The organism is Albibacterium bauzanense, assembly GCF_004339765.1.
In the GTDB taxonomy this organism is placed as follows: Bacteria; Bacteroidota; Bacteroidia; order Sphingobacteriales; family Sphingobacteriaceae; genus Albibacterium; species Albibacterium bauzanense.
The window spans coordinates 341,152-361,958 of sequence record NZ_SMGO01000001.1; the positions used below are offsets into that span (position 1 = coordinate 341,152).

At 36.3% G+C, this 20,807-nt stretch carries 20 protein-coding genes; 14 read left to right on the plus strand and 6 right to left on the minus strand.

Annotated elements, in window-relative coordinates:
- The first annotated feature begins 4 nt into the window (after window positions 1-4).
- From C8N28_RS01500 to C8N28_RS01530, 7 genes are all read left to right on the plus strand, one after another.
- Complete coding sequence (locus C8N28_RS01500) at window positions 5-676, plus strand: hypothetical protein (protein WP_132220856.1); 672 nt, start codon at window positions 5-7, stop codon at window positions 674-676.
- Window positions 677-687: 11 nt separating this feature from the next.
- Window positions 688-1,275 (plus strand): DUF4199 domain-containing protein, encoded by a 588-nt coding sequence (locus tag C8N28_RS01505; protein WP_132220858.1) that lies wholly within the window; start codon window positions 688-690, stop codon window positions 1,273-1,275.
- 3 nt (window positions 1,276-1,278) lie between these two features.
- The gene (locus C8N28_RS01510; protein ID WP_132222470.1) at window positions 1,279-2,229 is read left to right on the plus strand and encodes a glycosyltransferase family 2 protein; all 951 of its coding nucleotides are present in this window, start codon (window positions 1,279-1,281) and stop codon (window positions 2,227-2,229) included.
- 1 nt (window position 2,230) lies between these two features.
- Window positions 2,231-3,193, plus strand: a complete 963-nt coding sequence (locus tag C8N28_RS01515) for a glycosyltransferase (protein ID WP_132220860.1) — start codon at window positions 2,231-2,233, stop codon at window positions 3,191-3,193.
- Window positions 3,194-3,204: 11 nt separating this feature from the next.
- The gene (galK, locus tag C8N28_RS01520; RefSeq protein WP_246012693.1) at window positions 3,205-4,386 is read left to right on the plus strand and encodes a galactokinase; all 1,182 of its coding nucleotides are present in this window, start codon (window positions 3,205-3,207) and stop codon (window positions 4,384-4,386) included.
- A gap of 3 nt (window positions 4,387-4,389) precedes the next feature.
- Window positions 4,390-5,205, plus strand: coding sequence for an NAD(P)H-binding protein (locus C8N28_RS01525; protein ID WP_132220862.1), 816 nt, complete (start codon window positions 4,390-4,392; stop codon window positions 5,203-5,205).
- A gap of 167 nt (window positions 5,206-5,372) precedes the next feature.
- Complete coding sequence (locus C8N28_RS01530; protein ID WP_132220864.1) at window positions 5,373-7,340, plus strand: polysaccharide biosynthesis protein; 1,968 nt, start codon at window positions 5,373-5,375, stop codon at window positions 7,338-7,340.
- A gap of 3 nt (window positions 7,341-7,343) precedes the next feature.
- Here C8N28_RS01530 and C8N28_RS01535 read toward each other — a convergent pair whose 3' ends face one another.
- Complete coding sequence (locus C8N28_RS01535) at window positions 7,344-7,625, minus strand: hypothetical protein (protein ID WP_132220866.1); 282 nt, start codon at window positions 7,623-7,625, stop codon at window positions 7,344-7,346.
- A gap of 206 nt (window positions 7,626-7,831) precedes the next feature.
- Entirely contained in the window at window positions 7,832-8,185 is a 354-nt protein-coding gene (locus C8N28_RS01540) for a hypothetical protein (RefSeq protein ID WP_132220868.1), read from the minus strand.
- Window positions 8,186-8,717: 532 nt separating this feature from the next.
- Here C8N28_RS01540 and C8N28_RS01545 point away from each other — a divergent pair.
- The 3 genes from C8N28_RS01545 (at window position 8,718) to C8N28_RS01555 (ending at window position 12,013) form a co-directional block, all read left to right on the plus strand.
- Window positions 8,718-10,211, plus strand: coding sequence for a gluconokinase (locus C8N28_RS01545; RefSeq protein WP_132220870.1), 1,494 nt, complete (start codon window positions 8,718-8,720; stop codon window positions 10,209-10,211).
- Window positions 10,212-10,214: 3 nt separating this feature from the next.
- Window positions 10,215-11,507: a gluconate:H+ symporter gene (locus tag C8N28_RS01550; RefSeq protein WP_132220872.1), complete on the plus strand. Its 1,293-nt coding sequence runs from the start codon at window positions 10,215-10,217 to the stop codon at window positions 11,505-11,507.
- Window positions 11,508-11,716: 209 nt separating this feature from the next.
- Window positions 11,717-12,013 (plus strand): hypothetical protein, encoded by a 297-nt coding sequence (locus C8N28_RS01555; RefSeq protein WP_132220874.1) that lies wholly within the window; start codon window positions 11,717-11,719, stop codon window positions 12,011-12,013.
- 24 nt (window positions 12,014-12,037) lie between these two features.
- Here C8N28_RS01555 and C8N28_RS01560 read toward each other — a convergent pair whose 3' ends face one another.
- Window positions 12,038-13,390 carry an MATE family efflux transporter gene (locus C8N28_RS01560; protein ID WP_246012695.1) on the minus strand — a complete coding sequence of 451 codons (1,353 nt, stop codon included), beginning with the start codon at window positions 13,388-13,390 and terminating at the stop codon, window positions 12,038-12,040.
- Window positions 13,391-13,565: 175 nt separating this feature from the next.
- On the opposite strand from C8N28_RS01560, the gene C8N28_RS01565 reads away from it, so the two are divergent.
- The 3 genes from C8N28_RS01565 to C8N28_RS01575 all read left to right on the plus strand — a co-directional run bounded on the left by C8N28_RS01565 (window position 13,566) and on the right by C8N28_RS01575 (window position 17,978).
- Window positions 13,566-14,111 carry a Sec-independent protein translocase subunit TatA/TatB gene (locus C8N28_RS01565; RefSeq protein WP_132220876.1) on the plus strand — a complete coding sequence of 182 codons (546 nt, stop codon included), beginning with the start codon at window positions 13,566-13,568 and terminating at the stop codon, window positions 14,109-14,111.
- A 91-nt stretch (window positions 14,112-14,202) separates the two neighbouring features.
- Complete coding sequence (locus C8N28_RS01570; protein ID WP_132220878.1) at window positions 14,203-16,434, plus strand: Tex family protein; 2,232 nt, start codon at window positions 14,203-14,205, stop codon at window positions 16,432-16,434.
- A gap of 257 nt (window positions 16,435-16,691) precedes the next feature.
- Window positions 16,692-17,978: a citrate synthase gene (locus tag C8N28_RS01575; RefSeq protein WP_132220880.1), complete on the plus strand. Its 1,287-nt coding sequence runs from the start codon at window positions 16,692-16,694 to the stop codon at window positions 17,976-17,978.
- A gap of 44 nt (window positions 17,979-18,022) precedes the next feature.
- Here C8N28_RS01575 and C8N28_RS01580 read toward each other — a convergent pair whose 3' ends face one another.
- Window positions 18,023-18,235 carry a hypothetical protein gene (locus tag C8N28_RS01580; RefSeq protein WP_132220882.1) on the minus strand — a complete coding sequence of 71 codons (213 nt, stop codon included), beginning with the start codon at window positions 18,233-18,235 and terminating at the stop codon, window positions 18,023-18,025.
- Window positions 18,236-18,347: 112 nt separating this feature from the next.
- Here C8N28_RS01580 and C8N28_RS01585 point away from each other — a divergent pair, with 112 nt between their 5' ends.
- Window positions 18,348-19,526, plus strand: a complete 1,179-nt coding sequence (locus tag C8N28_RS01585) for a prolipoprotein diacylglyceryl transferase (RefSeq protein ID WP_132220884.1) — start codon at window positions 18,348-18,350, stop codon at window positions 19,524-19,526.
- A gap of 6 nt (window positions 19,527-19,532) precedes the next feature.
- Here C8N28_RS01585 and C8N28_RS01590 read toward each other — a convergent pair whose 3' ends face one another.
- Together C8N28_RS01590 and C8N28_RS01595 are read right to left on the minus strand one after the other, a co-directional pair.
- Window positions 19,533-20,087 carry a NifU family protein gene (locus C8N28_RS01590; protein ID WP_132220886.1) on the minus strand — a complete coding sequence of 185 codons (555 nt, stop codon included), beginning with the start codon at window positions 20,085-20,087 and terminating at the stop codon, window positions 19,533-19,535.
- Between the two features lie 63 nt (window positions 20,088-20,150).
- Window positions 20,151-20,756, minus strand: a complete 606-nt coding sequence (locus tag C8N28_RS01595; RefSeq protein ID WP_132220888.1) for a bifunctional nuclease family protein — start codon at window positions 20,754-20,756, stop codon at window positions 20,151-20,153.
- Window positions 20,757-20,807: the final 51 nt, after the last annotated feature.

Below are 20,807 nucleotides of genomic sequence, written 5' to 3' on the forward strand. Positions count from 1 at the left end.
CACTATGAATCCTCAAATAGAACAAGCACTTAAAGCCTCTATTCACGAATATAGTCTAGCAAACAATCAGAAATCAGATGTATTTAGCAGACGCATTCTAGAAGCTTTCAAAATAGATAAGCCCTATCTCGAAAAAGTTGAATACTTAGATCGCGTGTTCGATGACTTTATTCATTTCGATGATTTACGTGAAATATTTTTTGATCTACTGTTAATTAACTTCTTTACAGTTGATGCAGAAAAACTTGAAGCAGATTATCTTGAGTCTCCTGAATGGGAGCGTATCGAAGATCAAACTATTGACCGTGGAACTGAATTATTAAACGTTCTTCTCTATTTACGAGAATGCAAAGACGAAAAAATAAGTCCTGAATTAGATGATTTTCTAAAAGAGTTCTTATTAGTCGAAGAAGATGAATTTCAAGATGAATATCGAATCTATGAACCTTTTATTGAAAACCAGATCCTGGTAGATAGTGATTTCGAAGGAATAGCAGCTGTTGCCGGAAAGCTTGATCCAGATCAAGAAGTTGCAGATCTGTTTTATCCGGTTATGTGTTTTTTCTCAGAACCTGAACCAACTGAACAGCAATTCGATAGCTATGTTAAATCAAGTAGAAATAAATCTTTTGACGCGGCGATACTTGCTTTAATCGTTGCTTATAATCAATCTTAAACTTAAATACGATGGATTCAAACACCCTTATCTCCGCAAGATCGCTGGCCATCAAATATGGTCTAGTCTGGACAGCAATTAATCTAGTTATATTTTTACTCGTTTATTATGCAGGCCCACAATTAATGGGTACATGGAAATACTCTGCAATCCAATTAGTTATTGGCTTAGGATTAGCTGTATATTTCACATTAGAAATAAGAAAGCAAATAGGAGGTTTCTGGTCATTTAGCGAAGCACTGAAATCTATCTTCATCCTGTTCATTATTCCTACAATTATTTTGTTTTTCTTTTCAATAGTCTTTGCACGGTGGATAGAGCCTACTTATGAATCAAAGATTACTGAAATGACATTAAACGCGACAACCGAATTAATGGAAAGGATTACAGATGATCAGGAAATCATTGATAAAGCCATTTCAGATGCTGAAATAGCCATGGTTAAACAGTTTCATCCATCCTTTATGGATATCGTTAAAAGTATCGGTTTTTCAGTCATCATCTACTTTATAGGTGCTATGATATGGGCGGCTATCTTTAAAAAAGACAGACCTACTTTTTACCGTGCAGAAGAAACTAATGACGAGCTGAACGACTAAATGATGAATATTTCTATTGTCATACCCTTATACAACGAAGACGAGTCTTTACCAGAACTAACTGCATGGATTGATCGGGTAATGTGGGAAAATAAGTTTAGCTATGAACTTATTTTTATTGATGATGGTAGTACCGATGACTCTTGGCTTGTCATTGAAAGACTTAAAGAAAAGTTTCAATCAGTTACAGCTGTAAAGTTCAGGAGAAATTATGGTAAGTCAGCAGCACTCAATGTTGGCTTTGCAATGGCACAAGGAGATGTTGTCATTACCATGGACGCTGATTTACAAGACAGTCCGGATGAGATCCCGAAGCTGTATAATAGAATTAAAGAAGAAGGCTTTGACTTAATTTCCGGATGGAAACAGAAACGGCACGATCCACTATCAAAAACTCTTCCCACAAAATTATTTAATTCAGCAACACGCAAAATGTCGGGGATAAATAATTTGCACGATTTCAATTGCGGATTAAAGGCCTACAGAAAAGAGGTAGTGAAAAATATTGAGGTATATGGTGAAATGCACCGTTATATACCTGTAATTGCAAAATGGGCAGGATTTAAAAAAATAGGGGAGCAGGTTGTACAACACTATCCTAGAAAATATGGTGAAACAAAATTTGGAATGAGCCGGTTTATCAATGGGTTCCTTGATTTAATCTCCATCTTCTTTGTAGGTAAATTCAGCAAGCGGCCCATGCATTTCTTTGGTACGATGGGTGCGGTGAGTTTTTTTGCAGGATTTCTTATCACCATTTGGCTATTGATCCAAAAACTCAGTGCAATTTCATCACATATCACATATCGAGATGTAACCGACCAGCCCTTATTCTATTTAGCTCTGGTAGCTATTATCGTTGGGTTCCAGCTTTTCCTAACAGGCTTTGTTGCAGAATTGGTTTCAAGAAGCTCCACCGAACGAAATAATTATCAAATCGAAAAGGTAATATAATATGTTTTTTTCGATTATTATTCCACTTTATAATCGTCCTCAAGAGATCGACGAGTTGCTTTTTACGTTAGAGCAACAAGAATATAAAAACTTTGAAGTCCTGATAATAGAGGATGGCTCTAAACAAGATGCACGCACTATTGTCGAAAGCTACTCTGATAAAATCAATATTCAATATTTTTACAAAGAGAATGCTGGTCAAGGCTTTGCTCGTAATTATGGCTTTGAGCGTGCAAAAGGCGATTACTTTATAATCTTTGATTCCGACTGCCTGATACCAATCGATTATCTAAATATTGTAAATGACTATCTAAAAGAACATTATTTAGATACTTATGGTGGCCCGGATGCAGCGCACGACTCTTTTACACCCATTCAAAAGGCAATTAGTTATTCCATGACATCTCCATTTACTACCGGAGGTATCCGTGGTAACAAAAGCCATATTGGCACCTTTCATCCCCGAAGTTTTAATATGGGAGTTTCCAGAAAAGCATGGGAACAAGTTGGCGGTTTTAAATTAACTCGTTTAGGAGAAGATATAGAATATAGCATCAGGATACAAAAGGCAGGCTTTAAAATTGGGCTTATTCCAGAAGCCAAAGTCTTCCATAAAAGAAGAACTGATTTCAAACAGTTTTACAAACAGCTACATTTTTTTGGAAGGGCAAGAATAAATATTTACAAGCATTTTCCTAGCGAATTAAAGCTTGTTCATTTCTTTCCATCAGCGTTTGTATTGTTCTTATTCACGACTCTTATCGCAAATTTGCTTTCCCTTCCCATAGCCCAGCTTGGTAACTTACTATTAGCTATCTATATTCTTCTTTTATTCTTTCATGCCTGGAATAATACAGCTTCACTAAAGATTGCTTTTTTAAGTGTATTTACTTCTTTAATTCAGTTAGTTGCCTATGGCTTAGGTTTTATTCAAGACTTCTGGAGGCGAATTATTCTTCAATAAGATAATAAAATATGAAAACAATCATGCCTGAACTTGCAAAGATCGTTCATGATATAGAGCAAACTTTCAATAAAAGATATAATTCAGATCCTTTGATATTCTGCTCTCCGGGTAGAATAAATTTAATCGGTGAACATACTGACTATAATAATGGATTAGTATTACCTGCGGCAATTGATAAATACATTATTCTTGCTATAGCAGCCAGGGAAGACAACGAAGTTCATATTTTCTCTCAGGACTATCAAGATAGCTATATAGCATCTTTATCTCATATAGAAAATTCAGACAAATTATGGCCTGATTACATTATGGGAGTAATTGACCAGATGCAAAAACTAGATAAAAAAGTAAGCGGAGTTAACATTGTTTTTGGAGGCAATATACCTCAAGGAGCCGGTTTATCATCTTCTGCAGCAGTTGAATGTACAACTGCTTATGCTTTTAACAATCTTTTTAATCTCGGATTCAGTTCTCTCGAACTAGCTAAAATATCTCAGGCAGCAGAGAATGAATTTGTTGGTGTAAAATGTGGCTTGATGGATCAATTTGCAAGCACTTTCGGCAAAGAAAACAAGCTCATTAAATTAGATTGCGAAACCTACGAGTATAAATATGTTCCATTTGATACCAACGACTATAGCCTGATCTTATTCGACACACAAGTAAAACACTCTTTAGCATCATCCGCTTATAATGAGAGAAGGCAACAATGTGAATATGGAGTTGAACTTATCCGTAAACATCATCCTGAAGTTACAAGCTTAAGACAAGCTACGTTAGAAATGATTGATAAGTTCGTTAAACCAGTCGATAAAATAACATACAATCGTTGCGAATTTATTATTCAAGAAATAAAACGTGTTGAAGACGCTTGTAGCGATCTATTAGAAGCTAATTACACTCAGTTTGGACACAGAATGTTCCAGACTCATGAAGGATTAAAAAATCAATACGAAGTAAGTTGTGAGGAACTCGATTTCTTAGTTGAGTTTGTAAAAAATTATCCGGAAGTTCTTGGTGCAAGAATGATGGGAGGGGGGTTTGGCGGATGTACAATTAACCTGATAGAAAATTCAGCAATTGATCGAATCTCAAATAGCACAGCCCTGGCATATGAAAAAGCCATGGGAAAACAGATGAAAATATATCCAGTGTCTATAGTTGATGGAACAAGGTTATTAAGAAAGTAGAGAATGAATTCGAATAATAAACTATTAACTGTTAGCATATTAGGTTGTGGATGGTATGGATTAGCTCTGGCAAAGTCACTCATAGAAAAAGGATACCATGTAAAAGGATCAACAACATCCGGTGAAAAGTTAAATGCCCTTAAGGAATCAGGAATTGATAGCTACCAGGTCAACTTTTCCACAGAAGACGCGGTATACAATCCTCAATTCTTTCAAAGCGACGTGCTTTTTATCGCCATTCCTCCTAAAAGAAAATCAGGAGAATCAGATTACTATCCTCAAAAAATTAAAGCTATTTGTAAAGCAGCCACTAGCAATAAAGTAAAACATGTTATCTTAATCAGTTCTACAGGCGTATACGAAAATACTGGAAAGGAATTTAATGAGCTAGATTCTCCACAACCTACCAGCGAATCAGGTAAGGCATTGTTCTCTGCAGAAAATATTGTACTTGCTCAGAAAGACTTTACTACTACCATTCTCCGTTTTGGTGGTTTATTTGGCCCAGGTAGAAATCCGGGAAGATTCTTAAAAGGCAAGAATTCAATTCCAAACGGTTTGGCTCCTGTTAATATGACCCATTTAAATGATTGTTTAGCAATTAGCCATGCCATTCTAGAACAAGAATCATTCGGAAAAATTTACAATGCTTGCTCTCCTCAACACCCAAGCCGTATTGATTTTTATACTCATTATTCCATAAGCGCTAATGAAGAAGCCCCTGATTTCGTCCATGAATTACATGAATGGAAGATCATAAATAGCGTTAATATACCTTTATATTTAAAATATATCTTTCAGGAAGCGTTAATTTCTTAATAAAAGGTTAAATTTATATTGAATTAAACCAAGGATTGCTTAATTGGTGTACCTACACTTAGGTATTTTTATAAAAAAGTTTAATGGTTACTTAAGTTAATTTAACTTTGTTAACCTGGTTATTATGAATTAATTAATAATTAGGAGCATAACAATTAATAAATTGTATGAAAAACCTTTCTCCTTTAAATGTAAACCCGATTAAGAATTTCTTATTAAACGATAAGCATCTTCACCCCTTAATCATTCTGTTTATCGATATGGTACTTATTTCCTGTGCATTTACCCTGTCGTTTTTTATTGTAGAGTGGTTCGAATTTTTCCGCATAGACCTTGAACGTTATTCTGCTTACATAGTCCTTTTCAATTTAGCGGCTCTACCAATAATCTTTTTATTAAAATTACATACACGGCTTCTCCGATTTTCAAACACAATTGACCTACTTCACATATTCTTCGCTACACTCATTGTTACATTATTATTTCTAAGCGGAGTATTACTATTTGGAGACCATATTATTAAAGGTAATTATAAGGCCTTATACCAGGTCTTAATAATTAATATATTCGTTTGTTCCACCTTATTAATCATTTTCAGACTGCTTGCCAAATCATTTTATTTATCAATGGTTCAGCATTTCTCTAATAAAAAAGCTCATCGCGTCTTAATCTATGGATCTGATAAAAATGCAGTATTAGTTAAGCGAGCGTTAGAAAACGACCAGGAAATGAACTATATCATAGAAGGATTCATAGATATAGAACAAAACCGATTTAACAGCTATGTAGAACAAAAAAAGGTCTATCACTTTAGTGATATGGAACGTCTTAAAAAACAAAAGAATATTGACGAGCTTTTAATAGTCAACGAAAACCTAGATCAAAAGTCAAAACAAACAGTAATTGAGTGTTGTATGCGATTGGGTATCCAGGTTCTCACCATTCCACCTTCTAAAAACTGGCTTTCTGGAAAAGTTGCCAAAAAGCAGATCAGAGAACTACAAATCGAAGATCTACTGCAACGTAAGCCCATTAATATTTCCTGCAATATGGTAAAGAAGCATATAAAAGGAAAGCGAATTTTAATAACCGGCGCTGCAGGTTCGATAGGCTCTGAAATCGTCCGTCAGGTACTTAGTTACAAACCCTCGTTCCTAATATTGTGTGATAATGCCGAATCGCCTTTATACAATATTCAGTTGGAAATAGAAGAGAACTTTCCTAATGCTAATATTGAAATTGTAATTGCCGATGTAAAAGAATATGACCGGATGTATAAACTTTTCGATGTGTGCAGGCCCGAAGTTGTATATCATGCAGCAGCATATAAGCATGTACCTTTAATGGAAAATAATCCCTTTGAAGCCATTGCTGTAAATGTGGGCGGTACTAAAAACATTGCTGACCTATCCGTAGAATTTGATATCGAGAAATTCATTATGATATCTACCGATAAGGCAGTAAATCCAACCAATGTAATGGGAGCATCCAAGCGATTGGCAGAAATCTATACTCAATCACTTGATTCTTTTCCCCATGGTAAAACCCGTTTTATTACCACTCGTTTTGGCAATGTTTTAGGCTCAAATGGCTCTGTTATCCCTCGCTTTCGTGGACAAATTGAAAAGGGCGGACCTATTACAGTTACCCATCCTGAAATTACACGTTATTTTATGACCATTCCAGAAGCAGTACAACTAGTTTTGGAAGCTGAAACAATGGGGCAGGGTGGAGAGATTTTCGTGTTTGATATGGGGAAACCAGTAAAGATATTGGATATGGCTAAAAAGATGATCCAGCTTGCAGGTTTAGAAGAAGGAAAAGATATCGAAATTGTATTCACCGGATTACGCCCTGGCGAAAAACTATATGAAGAATTACTGGCTTCTACAGAGTTAACTATAGCTACCCATCATAAGAAAATCAATATTGCCCGTGTTCAGAATTATCCTTACAAACAAGCTAACAAGGCAATAGAGGAATTGCTAAAAGTGAATTTACATCATAATAACGAAGAGGTAGTCCGTATGATGAAGAAGATCGTTCCTGAGTTCTTAAGCAAGAACTCTGTTTATGAAGATTTAGACCCAAACACAAATCAGCAGATATCTCAATCCATAGAAGAAGTAGGTTAACACTTACTTATATTTAGCTACATACCTCAGCAACTCCTGTTTATTAGTCAAACTATAAACCATATCCAACGTTAACTTTCTGAATGCTGAAATAATTTGATCGATAGTAAAGTTATTCGTCAAGTTGGCTGCTGCACTATACACTATCTCGCAAAAGTTCCTCATCTTATACTTAAATACATAGAGATCATGATAACCTTTCAATTTACCATTCTCGAAGAATAACAATTCATTTAATGATTTAATCTGAAGCAGACGCAGTAATTCCTTGAAGTCCTTTTCCATACTTTATCGGTTTTCTGGTTATAAATTAGGTTTATGCATTAAAAATGCCGATTAAAGCCGAGAAAGCTATATTTCGGAACATATTGCTAAATATTATACCAAATTCGGGAGTATTTTGATGAGTTTGTATCTAATTCTTCCTAAGACCTCTCTTGATTTAAATAAACTTTAATAATAGAACAAGAACCTAAGGATCATTGACCTTTTTAAAACTTATACCCGACACCAACACCAACATTCCATTTACCATCACTGCTTGCTGTCTTACCATTATAAAAAAGGGGTATTTGAATAGCGAAGTGTTTATAAACGCTTGTTAGACCAAAACCTAGCGTTGGTGTAATCAATGAGTTTTTTGTCCCACTATCGGATTTATCTTCTTTGAACTTCAAACTTGGCAATAAACCCACTAACACCGTCAAAGGTTTATTAGTAAATTTAATAGCAGGCCCTACCAGGTTTAAGTAGCCTCCATTATCTGCATACCCAGCAACTATAATTCCCTCTATTAAAGTAGCTTTCGTTTCATTTACTTGTGCTTTCAAAAAAACAGTTGGCATAAAACACAGGATACAACCAAAAAAAATCGTTTTTACTTTACTTACTTGCATAATATTTATTTAATAAATCAATAATTGTGAATTTCTATATATCAAATATATTATATTTTATATATATTATATATATCAATATAATATATATACATATTTTAATAATTTTTATTGCAATTAAAATAAATTAATATGTTTTAATACATATTATAACATATATATAAATTAAAATATAAATAATACAAGTTTTATAAACAAAATATATAATATAATCACATATAATTATTATAAATTAAAATAATTATGATAATTTATATAGAGATACACCTTTACTATTAAATAAAACACCTAAAAATTCCATAATCAATAACAAAATCAACCTCTATTTTAGAATTAATGCCAGATATACCTACAATCTACATTCCTTTACTTAAGATCGCTATAGAAAATCATTAACAAGTGGTCTGATGTTAATAAGTTCTAGTCCTTTTTCCTACTTATTTTTTTCTAAAAACTCTATATTGCACATTAAACCCCAACTATGAAGTATGTTTTAGGAATAGACATCGGTACAGGCAGTGTAAAAGCTGTATCGGTTGATCTTCAATGCAAGTCGTTTGAAACTTCTCAACAGTATTATTCCTTCAATTCCCCAAAACCAGGTTATCATGAGCAAGATCCTGAACAGATATGGGCAGCCTTTTTAGAGAGTATTAAAGAGATTATCATTAAAATAGGCTCACAACCTTTGGCTATCAGTTTAAGTAGCGCTATGCATAGTTTACTTGCTGTAGATAAAGATTGTAAACCACTGTCAACCATGATGACATGGGCGGACAGTAGAAGTTCCGATATAGCAAAAAGATTAAGCGATTCTGCCGAAGGTCTTGCTATTTATAACGATACTGGCACTCCGCTTCATGCCATGTCGCCTTTATGCAAGCTGATCTGGATAAAAGAAAACCAGCCAGAATTACTTAACAAAGCCCATAAATTCATCTCTATCAAAGAATACCTTTGGTATAAACTCTTTCAGGAATATAAAATTGATCATTCAATAGCATCCTGCACTGGCTTATTTGATATCAATAAATTAACTTGGCACAAATCCGCATTGGCATTAATTGGCATTAATAATAACGTATTGTCTGAACCAGTGCCTACAGATTATACAAAAGAATTTAATGGTACTAGTCAAAACCCTGAACTTGGTTTTCTTCAAGCAGGCATTCAATTTGTAATAGGTGCCAGCGATGGTTGCCTGGCAAATCTTGCCAGCATGGCCAATAAACCGGGAGTAGCGGTAATGACTATTGGCACAAGCGGTGCTATTCGAATTGCCAGTAAAACACCTTTGCCAAACGAAAAATCAATGCCCTTTAGTTATATTCTAGATCGGGAGACTTTCATTTGTGGTGGCCCGATAAATAATGGTGGTATTACTCTGCAATGGTGGCTAAAAAATATTACAGAAGGCAAGCCGACAGAAGAAAGTTATGATCAACTTTTCAAACAAATAGGAGAGGTGCCAGCAGGTAGCAGCGGATTAATCTTTTTACCTTACTTAACCGGAGAGCGCGCACCTATCTGGGACAGTGAAAGTTGCGGTACTTTCTTTGGAGTTAAACTTCAACACGGTCAGCAACATTTTTCAAGAGCTGTTTTAGAAGGAGTTTGCTATGCAATGAGAGATGTTCTGGATACCGTTCAGCAAAATGCTGAACCCATTACACAAATCAACATCAGTGGCGGATTTGTGAAGTCAGATATATGGGTACAAACACTTGCTGATATAACCGCAAAGAAATTGGTAGTTGTTCAAACTGAAGATGCATCTTCAGTAGGCGCCGCTTTTTTAGCTATGAAAACCCTGAATTTAATCCAGGAATATCCAACTTCAAATTATGCCAATCTAAAAACCATTGAACCAAACCCAATAAATTCTAAAATTTATTCAGAGAATTTTACCATCTTTAGACTCCTTTATTCCAATTTAAAGGAAACCATGCATCAGTTTTACCAAATGAACAATTAAACCATGTCGTCTTTACTAATTGTACTCCTAGGCATTGTATTGCTTTTTATTCTTATTCTTAAGAAGCTAAGTCCAATGATTGCCCTTCTTATTGTTGCTATCCTTACTGGTTTATTCCTCGGAATGCCAGTATTAACGGTGATGGATTCTATCGGAAATGGAATAGGAAGCACACTCGGGAGTATGGTTATGGTGCTTGCACTGGGCGCTATGATGGGTAAACTGATTGAAGACAGCGGAGCCGCTAAAAAGATCGTATTTGTACTAATGAAATCTTTTGGATATGATAATATCCAATGGGCAGTATTACTTACCGGCCTATTAGTAGGTATCCCATTATTCTACAATGCAGGCTTCGTAGTATTGATTCCACTGGTTTTTGCAATAGCTTCAGCTACCGGATTACCAAAATTATACATCGGTATACCCATGGCAGCAGCATTATCGGTTACACATGGTTTTTTACCACCCCATCCAGGTCCGGTTGCTTTAGCAGCGATTTTGGATGCTGATTTAGGAAAAACACTCTTATACGGACTTATTCTAACAGTGCCGATCTCTATCATAGCAGGTGTTTATTTCCCCCGATTAGTCATAAAAAGAGAAAAGGGAGTGAGCTTTGATATGGGTTCTTTTTCTTCGGATACAAGCTTACCATCTGGCTTTAAAAGTTTTGTAGTTGCACTATTACCCGTATTCATTATCATTGCAGGAACAATTGGCGCCAGCGTTATTCCCGAATCAATTACGCATACATTTTTTGCATTTATCGCCGACCCAACTGTTGCTTTACTTGCATCGGTCTTAATCGCTGTAATTGTGCAGGATACGCCTATTAAGGAAGCCATGGAATCTTGTTCTGAAGGAGTAAAAAGCATTGCCATGATCATTCTGATTATTGCTGCCGGTGGCGCCTTTAAACAGATACTGGTAGATAGCGGAGTAGGAGAAACTGTGAAAGAAATTGCAGCAACCATACAATTATCTCCTTTATTACTTGCCTGGATAATTACCGCACTATTACGCGTCACTTTAGGATCAGCAACTGTAGCTGCATTAACTGCCTCAGGAATGGTTCTGCCAATGATCGGACCCGATGCTCCAGCCGAATTAATGGTTCTTTCTGTAGGCGCCGGAAGCTTAATGCTCTCTCACGTAAACGATACAGGCTTCTGGATGTTTAAAGAGTATTTCAATCTATCACTTAAAGAAACCTTTACCACCTGGACCGTCATGGAAAGTATCGTGTCGATACTTGGTTTATGTGGTGTATTGCTATTAAGTCATTTCGTGTAATCCACTCTTCAACCAATAATAATTCAGATAAGTTTCGATTTTTTAGTACTTTAAAACAGTCATGTAAAGACATTGCTTTACATACTCGAGTAGTTATCGAATGATCTCTTCGTTGTGTCTACGTTTTTTTAGGCTAAACAACGTAGTTACAACGAACCCTATACTCCGCAAATTTTGAAAGATGTAAAACAATGAGATAGGGAAGAGTAATGCTACTATTTAAAACAAGAAGTGCTTATGATTGTATTAAGTATATGCGCAACGATGAAGAAATAAAGAAAAAAGCCTACGAAGAGTTATCAAAACTCGACCATACTGAACTGGAGTCAGAACATGAGATCAATCTCGAAATTTACTTTCAAGACCCAGAAGGAATCGTCGAAAGGTTTACTGTATTCTTTGAAAGAGGTTTTGATGACGGTAAAGAAGGATGGATAATCCGCCACATCATTAGTCCGGATAAGCTGCAAAGCCCTGCCGACAAAGAAGACGATAGTATTGAATAGACTGAACTTAATTATTCAAACAGTTTATTTAAGTAAATGGCGTGTTTTTGTGCGATAGCGAAGAAAGAGCAGAAGCGATGAAGCCATTAATCCGATAGTTAAACCATACCAAATACCTTCCAGACCATAGCCAAGGTGGATTCCTAAGTAGTAACTAATAGGTAAACCGATGATCCAGTAAGCAACAAATACGATAAAAGTAGGTTTGTTAACATCACTCATACCTCTTAATATACCTAAACCCACTGACTGGGTACCATCAAACAGCTGAAATAAACCAGCAATGATTAATAACTGTGCAGCCAAATAAATTACAGCTTCATCGGCTGTGAATATCCAAGGTAATTGTTTATTAAAAACAACAAAAACAAGTGCAGTAAAAACCATAAATACCAGCACAATATGATAGCTTGAAGCAGAGAAGTTAAAGAGACGATTCAAGTTATTCTTCCCAAAGCTATTGCCTACTTGTATGGTTGCAGCCGAAGCTATTCCTGTTGCTACCATATAGGTTATGGCCGCTAAGTTAATTGCTACTTGATGAGCAGCTTGCTCTACAGCACCTAATTGTCCGGCTAAAATAGAAGCTGCTGCAAAAGCCCCGATTTCAAAGACATACTGCATAGCAACCGGCGACCCGATTTTCAGGATATTAATAGAACGAACCCAATCAACTTGTTTCCAAACAAAGTGCTTAATATAGGGGCGGAAGTCTTTTGAATTAAAAATATAGACTCCCATTACCAATGCCATCAAGCAACGATCTATTAAGGTAGCATAACCAACACCGCTAACTCCCATAGGCTTAATACCAAACATCCCTTTAACGAATATAATAGCGATGATAACATTCAATACATTTCCCCAGATGGTAATTCGCATAGCTTGTCTGGTAAACCCTAAACCTTCTGCAAACTGTTTGAAGGCACTGAATATCATGATTGGAACGATGGAAATACTCAATATCAGCAAATAGGGTTTGGCTTCTACTACAACTGCCGGGTCTTGATCAAGGTGAGTTAACATAGCCATAGAGCCATAATAAACTATAAAGAACAGAACTACCCCTGAAATGATATTTAGAAAAATACTGTTTGAAAATAATCGGGCACATTCTTCTTTATTACTACGGCCGTTTTCTTGAGCAATTAAAGGAGTTAAGCCAAAGGCAATTCCCAAACCGACTACCATAACGATCATAAAAACACTATTTACCAAAGACACAGCAGCTAAAGGAACGGTACCTGCAAAGTGCCCAACAATAACACTGTCAGCAGTATGAACCAATGTATGACCTAACTGAGAGATCATAATGGGGCCAGCCAAATGCAAGTTGGAGCGGTAATAAGGTAAGTACTTTGAGAAATATGCTTTCAATGTCTGTTTTTTTTTATAATCCGGCAAAGATACGGATATCTTATGTCCTATGGAATCAACGAATGAAATAGGTTATTTATACCCTGATAAACAGCAATCATTTATCCGATTTATATTCATCATTATTCCTAAAAAATAATAACTTTGAAGAATCAATAACCAATACTAGAAAAATATGTACAGTTCAATTCTTTTATTTTTAAACATAGGCGGGCAGGAAATGATTTTCATTTTCGTGATTGCGTTGTTTCTCTTTGGAGGCAAGAAGCTTCCAGAATTAGCGCGCGGTTTGGGCAAAGGGTTAAGGGAGTTTAAAGATGCTTCAGAAACCATTAAACGCGATATTAACGATCAAATTAACGACTTTGAAAAGGATGTTGAGAAAAAATCTGCACCAAAAGCTATAGCAGAAAATTCATCGACTCCTGCTAGCAGCGATGCAAGCGTTGTAGCAGAAAGTGAAAGGCCTTCTTCGGAGGAAGCAGCCAATGCAGATGACCCGACAGGAAGTTCTGCTGAGGCAGCTGCAACAAAGGATTACAGCGATCCTACGTTAGATCCAAACTACAATCCGGAATATGATGGCTTTTATCAGCCGAATTATGATTACAGCGTCCATTCAGATGAGGCAACGTCAGCATCGGCTACTGAAACTCCTGAACCAGCTGACAGCACAGAACCTCTTAAAAACACAGAGGATCCGAATTCTAAAACAGAGTAACCAATATAATCCCTTTACACATATTGATGAGCCGGAATTTATTTTCGGCTTTTCTATTCAAAAAATTAAGATTTCATTCCCTTGTAAATTCATGAATTACGAATCTAAAATCTCTCAAGAGCTTGCCTTGGCAGGCAATCAGGTGAAAAGCACTATTTCTTTACTTGAAGAAGGAGCAACCATTCCTTTTATAGCACGCTATCGAAAAGAAATGACCAATGGGCTCGATGAGGTACAAATAACGGCCATCCGAGATTTATTAAAACAATTACAAGAGCTTGATAAAAGGAGGGAAGCAATCTTTAAATCGATTGAAGAACAGCAGAAATTAACTCCTGAGCTAATTAAGATGCTCAATGAAGCAGAAACGCTCAGTATTTTGGAAGACATCTACCTGCCTTATAAACCAAAAAGAAAAACCAAAGCAAGTGTAGCGAGAGAAAAAGGTTTAGAACCTTTGGCAGATGCATTACTCTTACAGGAAGATGGCGATGTTTTAAAAATAGCTAGTGAATTTATTGATCAGGAAAAAGAAGTTGAATCGGCTGAAGATGCTCTGCAAGGTGCGCGGGATATTTTAGCTGAATTATTTTCTGAAAATGCATCTATACGCTCTAAAGTTCGAGAATTGTTCTATGAGAAAGGTGATTTTAAATCAACTCTGATTGCAGAAAAAGAAGAAAGCGCACAGAAATACAAAGACTATTTTGATTGGAAAGAGCCTGTTAAGGCAGTAGCTTCTCATCGATTACTGGCTATGCGCCGCGGAGAAAAGGAAGGTTTATTAAAGCTGGAATTAATTGTTAATGAAGATGATGCCATCGATATATTAAACAAAGAATTTAAGAAGGGAAATAACGATAGTTCTAAGCAAATAGCACTTGCTACGCAAGACAGTTATAAAAGATTGATTAAACCCTCTATTGAAACAGAGATCCGGGTATTAACAAGGCAAAAAGCAGACGATGAAGCTATCAGGGTATTTACTGAAAATGCCAGACAATTGCTATTAGCAGCTCCTTTAGGGCAAAAAAGATTAATGGCCATCGATCCGGGTTTCCGCACCGGATGCAAAATTGTTTGTTTAGATGAACAAGGCAAGCTACTTGATAATAGTGTTATATACCCGCATACCGGACAAGGAAAGTTAAAAGATGCTGAAAAGATTGTTAACGATTTAATAAGCAAATTTTCAATCCAGGCTATCGCCATTGGTAACGGTACTGCAGGAAGAGAAACAGAAACGTTTATTCGCAGCGTTGTTCCTTCTTCGGTCATTGTAGTAATGGTGAATGAAAACGGAGCTTCTATTTACTCGGCATCACCTGTAGCAAGAGAAGAGTTTCCGGATTACGATATTACTGTTAGAGGAGCTATATCTATTGGTAGAAGATTGATGGACCCACTGGCAGAGTTGGTAAAAATAGACCCCAAATCAATAGGGGTAGGGCAATATCAACACGATGTAGACCAAGCAAAATTACAATCATCATTGGATGAAACGGTAAGTAGCTGTGTAAATGCAGTTGGAGTTTCATTAAATACAGCTTCCAGGCAGATTTTGGCTTATGTATCTGGTTTAGGCCCTGCGTTAGCCAATAATATTATTTCTTACAGAAATGACAACGGTCCTTTTAAATCACGTGAGGATTTAAAAAAGGTTCCGCGACTAGGAGGGAAGGCATTTGAACAGGCAGCCGGATTTCTAAGAATTACCGATGCTGAAAATCCTTTGGATGCCAGTGCAGTTCACCCTGAGCGTTATTCGCTGGTTGAGCAAATAGCAAAAGACTCTAAAAGTTCAGTTTCAGAGCTTTTAAAGGACGATAAGCTGAGAAAAAGTATCAAACTGCAAGACTATGTGAATGATACCGTAGGTTTGCCGACATTGAATGATATCTTTTCTGAGCTGGCAAAACCAGGAAGAGATCCGCGCGATCAATTTGAAGCCTTTGTTTTTGCAGAAGGCATAAATGGCATTGACGATCTAAAAGAAGGAATGGTTTTACCTGGCCTGGTTACCAACATTACAAACTTTGGAGCCTTTGTAGATATTGGCGTTCACCAAGATGGATTGGTTCATTTGAGTCAACTTTCAAATCGATATGTGAAAGACCCGAATGAAATTTTAAAGGTTAACCAACAAGTAGAAGTGCGGGTTACCGGTGTGGATGTCGCCCGAAAGCGAATTGCGTTATCAATGAGAAATGAACCAGCACCGATTCCTAAAAAGAAGCCTGTTAAAATTAAAAAGCGTACAAATAATGATAGTCAATTAGATATGCAAGCAAAACTAGCTGCCTTAAAAGAGAAATTTAAGTAATATTAGCTTTTATCAGGTCCTTAAAAACTGAAAATAAGCTAATTGGTAATCCAGTTGTAAATTCTGAATAAAAATTTAATTATAATTGGTGTCTTTTATTTAAATTTTGCTACTTTTAGACGTTCTGAACGTGAAATTCGTAGTTAGTAATTTCTTAACATCATTTTTACATTTATAGCAGATTAGAATTTATTCTGTATACGTACATCCTAAATTTTAATCGAATTAATTACTTTTGTATAAAACCAAATTTAAATATGTCTGAAACTATTTCTTTAAGAATTGGGGAAAATAACTTAGAATTACCTGTAATTACTGGAACAGAGAATGAGAAAGCGATCGATATTTCAAAACTCCGTGATCAAACAGGATATATTACTCTTGACCCTGGATTTAAAAACACAGGTGCCGCAAAAAGTGCCATTACATTCTTAGACGGTGAAAAGGGTATTCTTCGTTATCGTGGTTATGCCATTGAAGAATTAGCTTCAAAATCAACTTTTGTTGAAGTTGCTTATTTATTGATTTATGGAGAGTTGCCAACTGGAAACGAACTGGAAACTTTTCGTATGACAGTAAGAAGGCATACACTTATTCATGAAGACATGAAAAAGTTCTTTGATGGTTTTCCATCAAAGTCACACCCAATGGGTCTGTTGTCTGCATTGGTAGGTGCATTATCTGCATTTTATCCCGAATCTCTGAATGCACACGCAACAGAGGAAGAGGAAGACTTAACGGTTATACAGCTTTTGGCAAAGATGCCAACCATTGTTTCATGGATATATAAAAAATCATTGGGCCATCCGCTAATCTATCCTTCTAACGATTTAGATTATGTAACCAACTTTTTAAATATGATCTTTGGTCAAAGAACCGAGCAGACTGAAATTGATCCGGTAATGGTTTCTGCCATGAATACCTTATTAATCCTTCATGCCGACCATGAGCAGAATTGTTCAACTTCTACGGTTCGAATTGTAGGATCATCACAAGCTAATTTATTTGCTTCTATTTCTGCAGGGATATCTGCTTTATGGGGGCCACTTCATGGAGGAGCGAACCAGGCGGTAATTGAAATGCTTGAAAAGATTAAAAATGATGGAGGAGATTGTGATAAATGGATTGCAAAGGCAAAAGACAAAAACGATCCGTTTCGCTTAATGGGTTTTGGTCACCGTGTATATAAGAACTTTGATCCCAGAGCTAAAATTATTAAGAAAGCTTGTGACGAAGTATTGGAGAAATTAGGAATTAATGACCCGGTATTGGAAATTGCGAAGAAACTAGAAAATGCTGCTCTTAACGATCCTTATTTTATAGAAAGAAAACTATATCCGAATGTTGATTTCTATTCAGGAATTATTTACAGGGCATTAGGCTTTCCAACAGATATGTTTACCGTTTTATTTGCACTGGGCAGACTTCCGGGATGGATTGCTCAATGGCGTGAAATGCGTACTAACAAGGAGCCAATTGGTCGTCCTCGTCAGGTATATGTAGGTGCACCTGAACGTAACTATGTTGATTTAGCTAAACGATAATAAAAAGGGCCCCGTTGAATATTCAACGGGGCCCTTTTTATAAATTAAACTTTCTTTTTATCAACCAATATTAAAACTACTCCGGCTACAAGTAAAATACCACCCGTATAAGAAGGCCAGTTAACTTGTTTTTCTTTATCGGCATTTACCTCCAATGGGCCGATATCTACTACCTTTTCTTGTTTGGTATAACTAAAACCAGTCCATATGAGCATAACGATACCCAAAATAGTAAGAATAATTCCAAAAGTTTTCATAAGCATGTTTGATTGATTAGAATAACAACAGCGTCTTTATTAAAATGTTTTAAAATGCGTTAAATCATCTTTACTCTTTTCTGCTTATCTTTAAAAACTATATCTTTATCCTATGTTTCCAACCCTATCACACCTTATAGAATATATTACAGGAATTTTTGTTCCTCTACCTATTCAAACCTTTGGTTTGTTTGTTGCAATCGCTTTTGCCTGCGGATATAGTATGTTCGTTAAAGAGTTAAAACGAAAGGAAAAGGAGGGCTTAATCAAGCCTTTTCAACGAACACGCATAGAGGGAGAACCTGCTGGCACAACTGAATTAGTTCTAAATGGTATTTTAGGATTTTTGTTAGGCTTTAAGGTTGTTCATGCATTTTTCAATTATGAAAGGCTGGTTCAAGACCCACAAGGTTTTATTCTTTCGGGTGAAGGCAATATAGTAGGAGGGCTTGTATTAGGAGCTTTATTTATTTACTGGATATGGAAAGATAAAAAACGAACTCAACTTGCCAAGCCTAAAAAGGTTACCGAGACTGTGCATCCTTATGAATTAATGGGCAATGCATTGGTTTGGGCAGCTGTTTTTGGATTATTAGGTGCTAAGATTTTTCATAATCTGGAATATTGGGATGAGTTTATGGCTAATCCGATAGAAGGGATATTCTCATTTAGCGGATTAACATTTTACGGCGGACTGATATGTGGTGGTGCGGCAGTTTTATATGTTACAAACAAACATGGTATAAAGCCTGCTCATATGCTGGATGTTGGAGCACCCGGAATGATGCTGGCTTATGGAGTAGGAAGAATGGGTTGCCATATGTCTGGCGATGGAGACTGGGGGATTGAAAACACAGCCGCTAAGCCCGGTCTGTTATCCTGGCTTCCGGATTGGGCATGGTCTTTCAAATTTCCTCATAATGTCATAGATGCTGGTGTGCCTATTGAAGGATGCGTTGGTAGATTTTGCCATACGTTACCAGTAGGAGTATACCCAACATCTTTATATGAATTTACTGCTTGTTTAATACTATTCGGAATTCTATGGTTCTTAAGAAAGAAGATCAGGTATGCAGGCATGTTATTTGCCATTTACCTGATCTTTAGCGGACTGGAGCGTTTCACGATTGAACTTATCCGTGTTAACTCAAAATACCATGCCTTTGGCTTAGACTTTACTCAAGCAGAACTGATTTCAGTAATCATGGTTCTTGCAGGTATTGTTGGTATATTCTGGAGTATTAAATACACTAAAAAGAACCCGGAAACAATGGCTCCTTTATCTGTTTAATTCTGATTAAAGGGAATCGGCAACTACTTCCTGAACTTCGGGAACCATTCTTTTTAATAAACCTTCTATACCTGCCTTTAAGGTTACTATAGAAGAAGGGCAACCGCTGCATGAACCACGTAGTTCAACAGTAACCGTACCTTCGTTATAATTTAAGAAATGGATAGCGCCGCCGTCTTGCTCAACAGCCGGTCTTACATAATCGTGCAGAATTTGTTGAATCTTAACTTCAATGTCTGTGCCTTCAAAGTTTACATTCATATCGGTAACAACTTCCTGAACTTTTAGATCAGACTCTACTGCTCCTTTTACAAATTCTTTAATGATTGCTTCAATATCTTCCCAGGTGCTGTCGGCTGATTTTGTAACGGTTACAAAATTACTTGCAAAGAAAACACCATCAACAAAATTGAATTTATATAACTCGCTTGCAAAGGGTGATACTTGTGCAGACTCACGTGTAGGGAAATCTAAACTACCATTCATTAATAGCTTATTTACTAAGAATTTACGTGTAGCTGGATTAGGGGTTTCTTCGGTATATACTTTTATATTAGCCATAATTTTATAAATAGAATCAAATGCAAAAGTACGAAAAAAACACGAGGCATCGTCAGCTACAAGTCAGGAAGACTTTCTTCTGGAAATTTCATCACGGATCTTAGCAGCCTTTTCATAAGCTTCGTCATCCAATGCCTGATGGAGTTTCTCTTTTAATTCTTCATCAGAAAATGTAGAGTAAGAAATGGGACTTTCTTTCTCTTTTGAGCCAATATCTTTTGAGTCAGAATCCATATTCTCAAGAAATGCAAAATCATTTCCTTCGATTATAATGCCAGCAGATGACAAAATGAATTCATAGGTATAAATAGGGCAATTAAAACGAACGGCTATGGCAATGGCATCTGACGTGCGGGCATCAATCTCAACGATTCTACCATCATCATTACAGATTAGTTTGGCAAAGAAAATGCCGTCTACCAGATTATATATTAAGATCTCTTCTATTGTAATATCAAAGGTATCTGCAAATGATTTAAACAAATCATGAGTTAGCGGCCTGCTTGGAGTCATTTTCTCGATCTCTATAGCAATAGCTTGAGCTTCAAACCCACCGATAATGATCGGTAATCTCCGACGTCCATTCACTTCCCCCAAAACTAATGCATAAGCACCTGACTGGGTTTGGCTATATGATAAGCCAATAATCTCTAATTTGATTTTATCCATATAATCTTTAAATAAAAAAGTCTTCGATAAATAGAATTCAGATTCAAATAA

What these genes read in the sequence shown, in the direction of transcription:
- C8N28_RS01500 (WP_132220856.1), top strand. Translation starts at nt 5, where the DNA reads ATGAATCCTCAAATAGAACAAGCACTTAAAGCCTCTATTCACGAATAT.
- C8N28_RS01505 (WP_132220858.1), top strand. Translation starts at nt 688, where the DNA reads ATGGATTCAAACACCCTTATCTCCGCAAGATCGCTGGCCATCAAATAT.
- C8N28_RS01510 (WP_132222470.1), top strand. Translation starts at nt 1,279, where the DNA reads ATGAATATTTCTATTGTCATACCCTTATACAACGAAGACGAGTCTTTA.
- C8N28_RS01515 (WP_132220860.1), top strand. Translation starts at nt 2,231, where the DNA reads ATGTTTTTTTCGATTATTATTCCACTTTATAATCGTCCTCAAGAGATC.
- galK (WP_246012693.1), top strand. Translation starts at nt 3,205, where the DNA reads ATGAAAACAATCATGCCTGAACTTGCAAAGATCGTTCATGATATAGAG.
- C8N28_RS01525 (WP_132220862.1), top strand. Translation starts at nt 4,390, where the DNA reads ATGAATTCGAATAATAAACTATTAACTGTTAGCATATTAGGTTGTGGA.
- C8N28_RS01530 (WP_132220864.1), top strand. Translation starts at nt 5,373, where the DNA reads ATGAAAAACCTTTCTCCTTTAAATGTAAACCCGATTAAGAATTTCTTA.
- C8N28_RS01535 (WP_132220866.1), bottom strand. Translation starts at nt 7,625, where the DNA reads ATGGAAAAGGACTTCAAGGAATTACTGCGTCTGCTTCAGATTAAATCA.
- C8N28_RS01540 (WP_132220868.1), bottom strand. Translation starts at nt 8,185, where the DNA reads ATGCCAACTGTTTTTTTGAAAGCACAAGTAAATGAAACGAAAGCTACT.
- C8N28_RS01545 (WP_132220870.1), top strand. Translation starts at nt 8,718, where the DNA reads ATGAAGTATGTTTTAGGAATAGACATCGGTACAGGCAGTGTAAAAGCT.
- C8N28_RS01550 (WP_132220872.1), top strand. Translation starts at nt 10,215, where the DNA reads ATGTCGTCTTTACTAATTGTACTCCTAGGCATTGTATTGCTTTTTATT.
- C8N28_RS01555 (WP_132220874.1), top strand. Translation starts at nt 11,717, where the DNA reads ATGCTACTATTTAAAACAAGAAGTGCTTATGATTGTATTAAGTATATG.
- C8N28_RS01565 (WP_132220876.1), top strand. Translation starts at nt 13,566, where the DNA reads ATGTACAGTTCAATTCTTTTATTTTTAAACATAGGCGGGCAGGAAATG.
- C8N28_RS01570 (WP_132220878.1), top strand. Translation starts at nt 14,203, where the DNA reads ATGAATTACGAATCTAAAATCTCTCAAGAGCTTGCCTTGGCAGGCAAT.
- C8N28_RS01575 (WP_132220880.1), top strand. Translation starts at nt 16,692, where the DNA reads ATGTCTGAAACTATTTCTTTAAGAATTGGGGAAAATAACTTAGAATTA.
- C8N28_RS01580 (WP_132220882.1), bottom strand. Translation starts at nt 18,235, where the DNA reads ATGAAAACTTTTGGAATTATTCTTACTATTTTGGGTATCGTTATGCTC.
- C8N28_RS01585 (WP_132220884.1), top strand. Translation starts at nt 18,348, where the DNA reads ATGTTTCCAACCCTATCACACCTTATAGAATATATTACAGGAATTTTT.
- C8N28_RS01590 (WP_132220886.1), bottom strand. Translation starts at nt 20,087, where the DNA reads ATGGCTAATATAAAAGTATATACCGAAGAAACCCCTAATCCAGCTACA.
- C8N28_RS01595 (WP_132220888.1), bottom strand. Translation starts at nt 20,756, where the DNA reads ATGGATAAAATCAAATTAGAGATTATTGGCTTATCATATAGCCAAACC.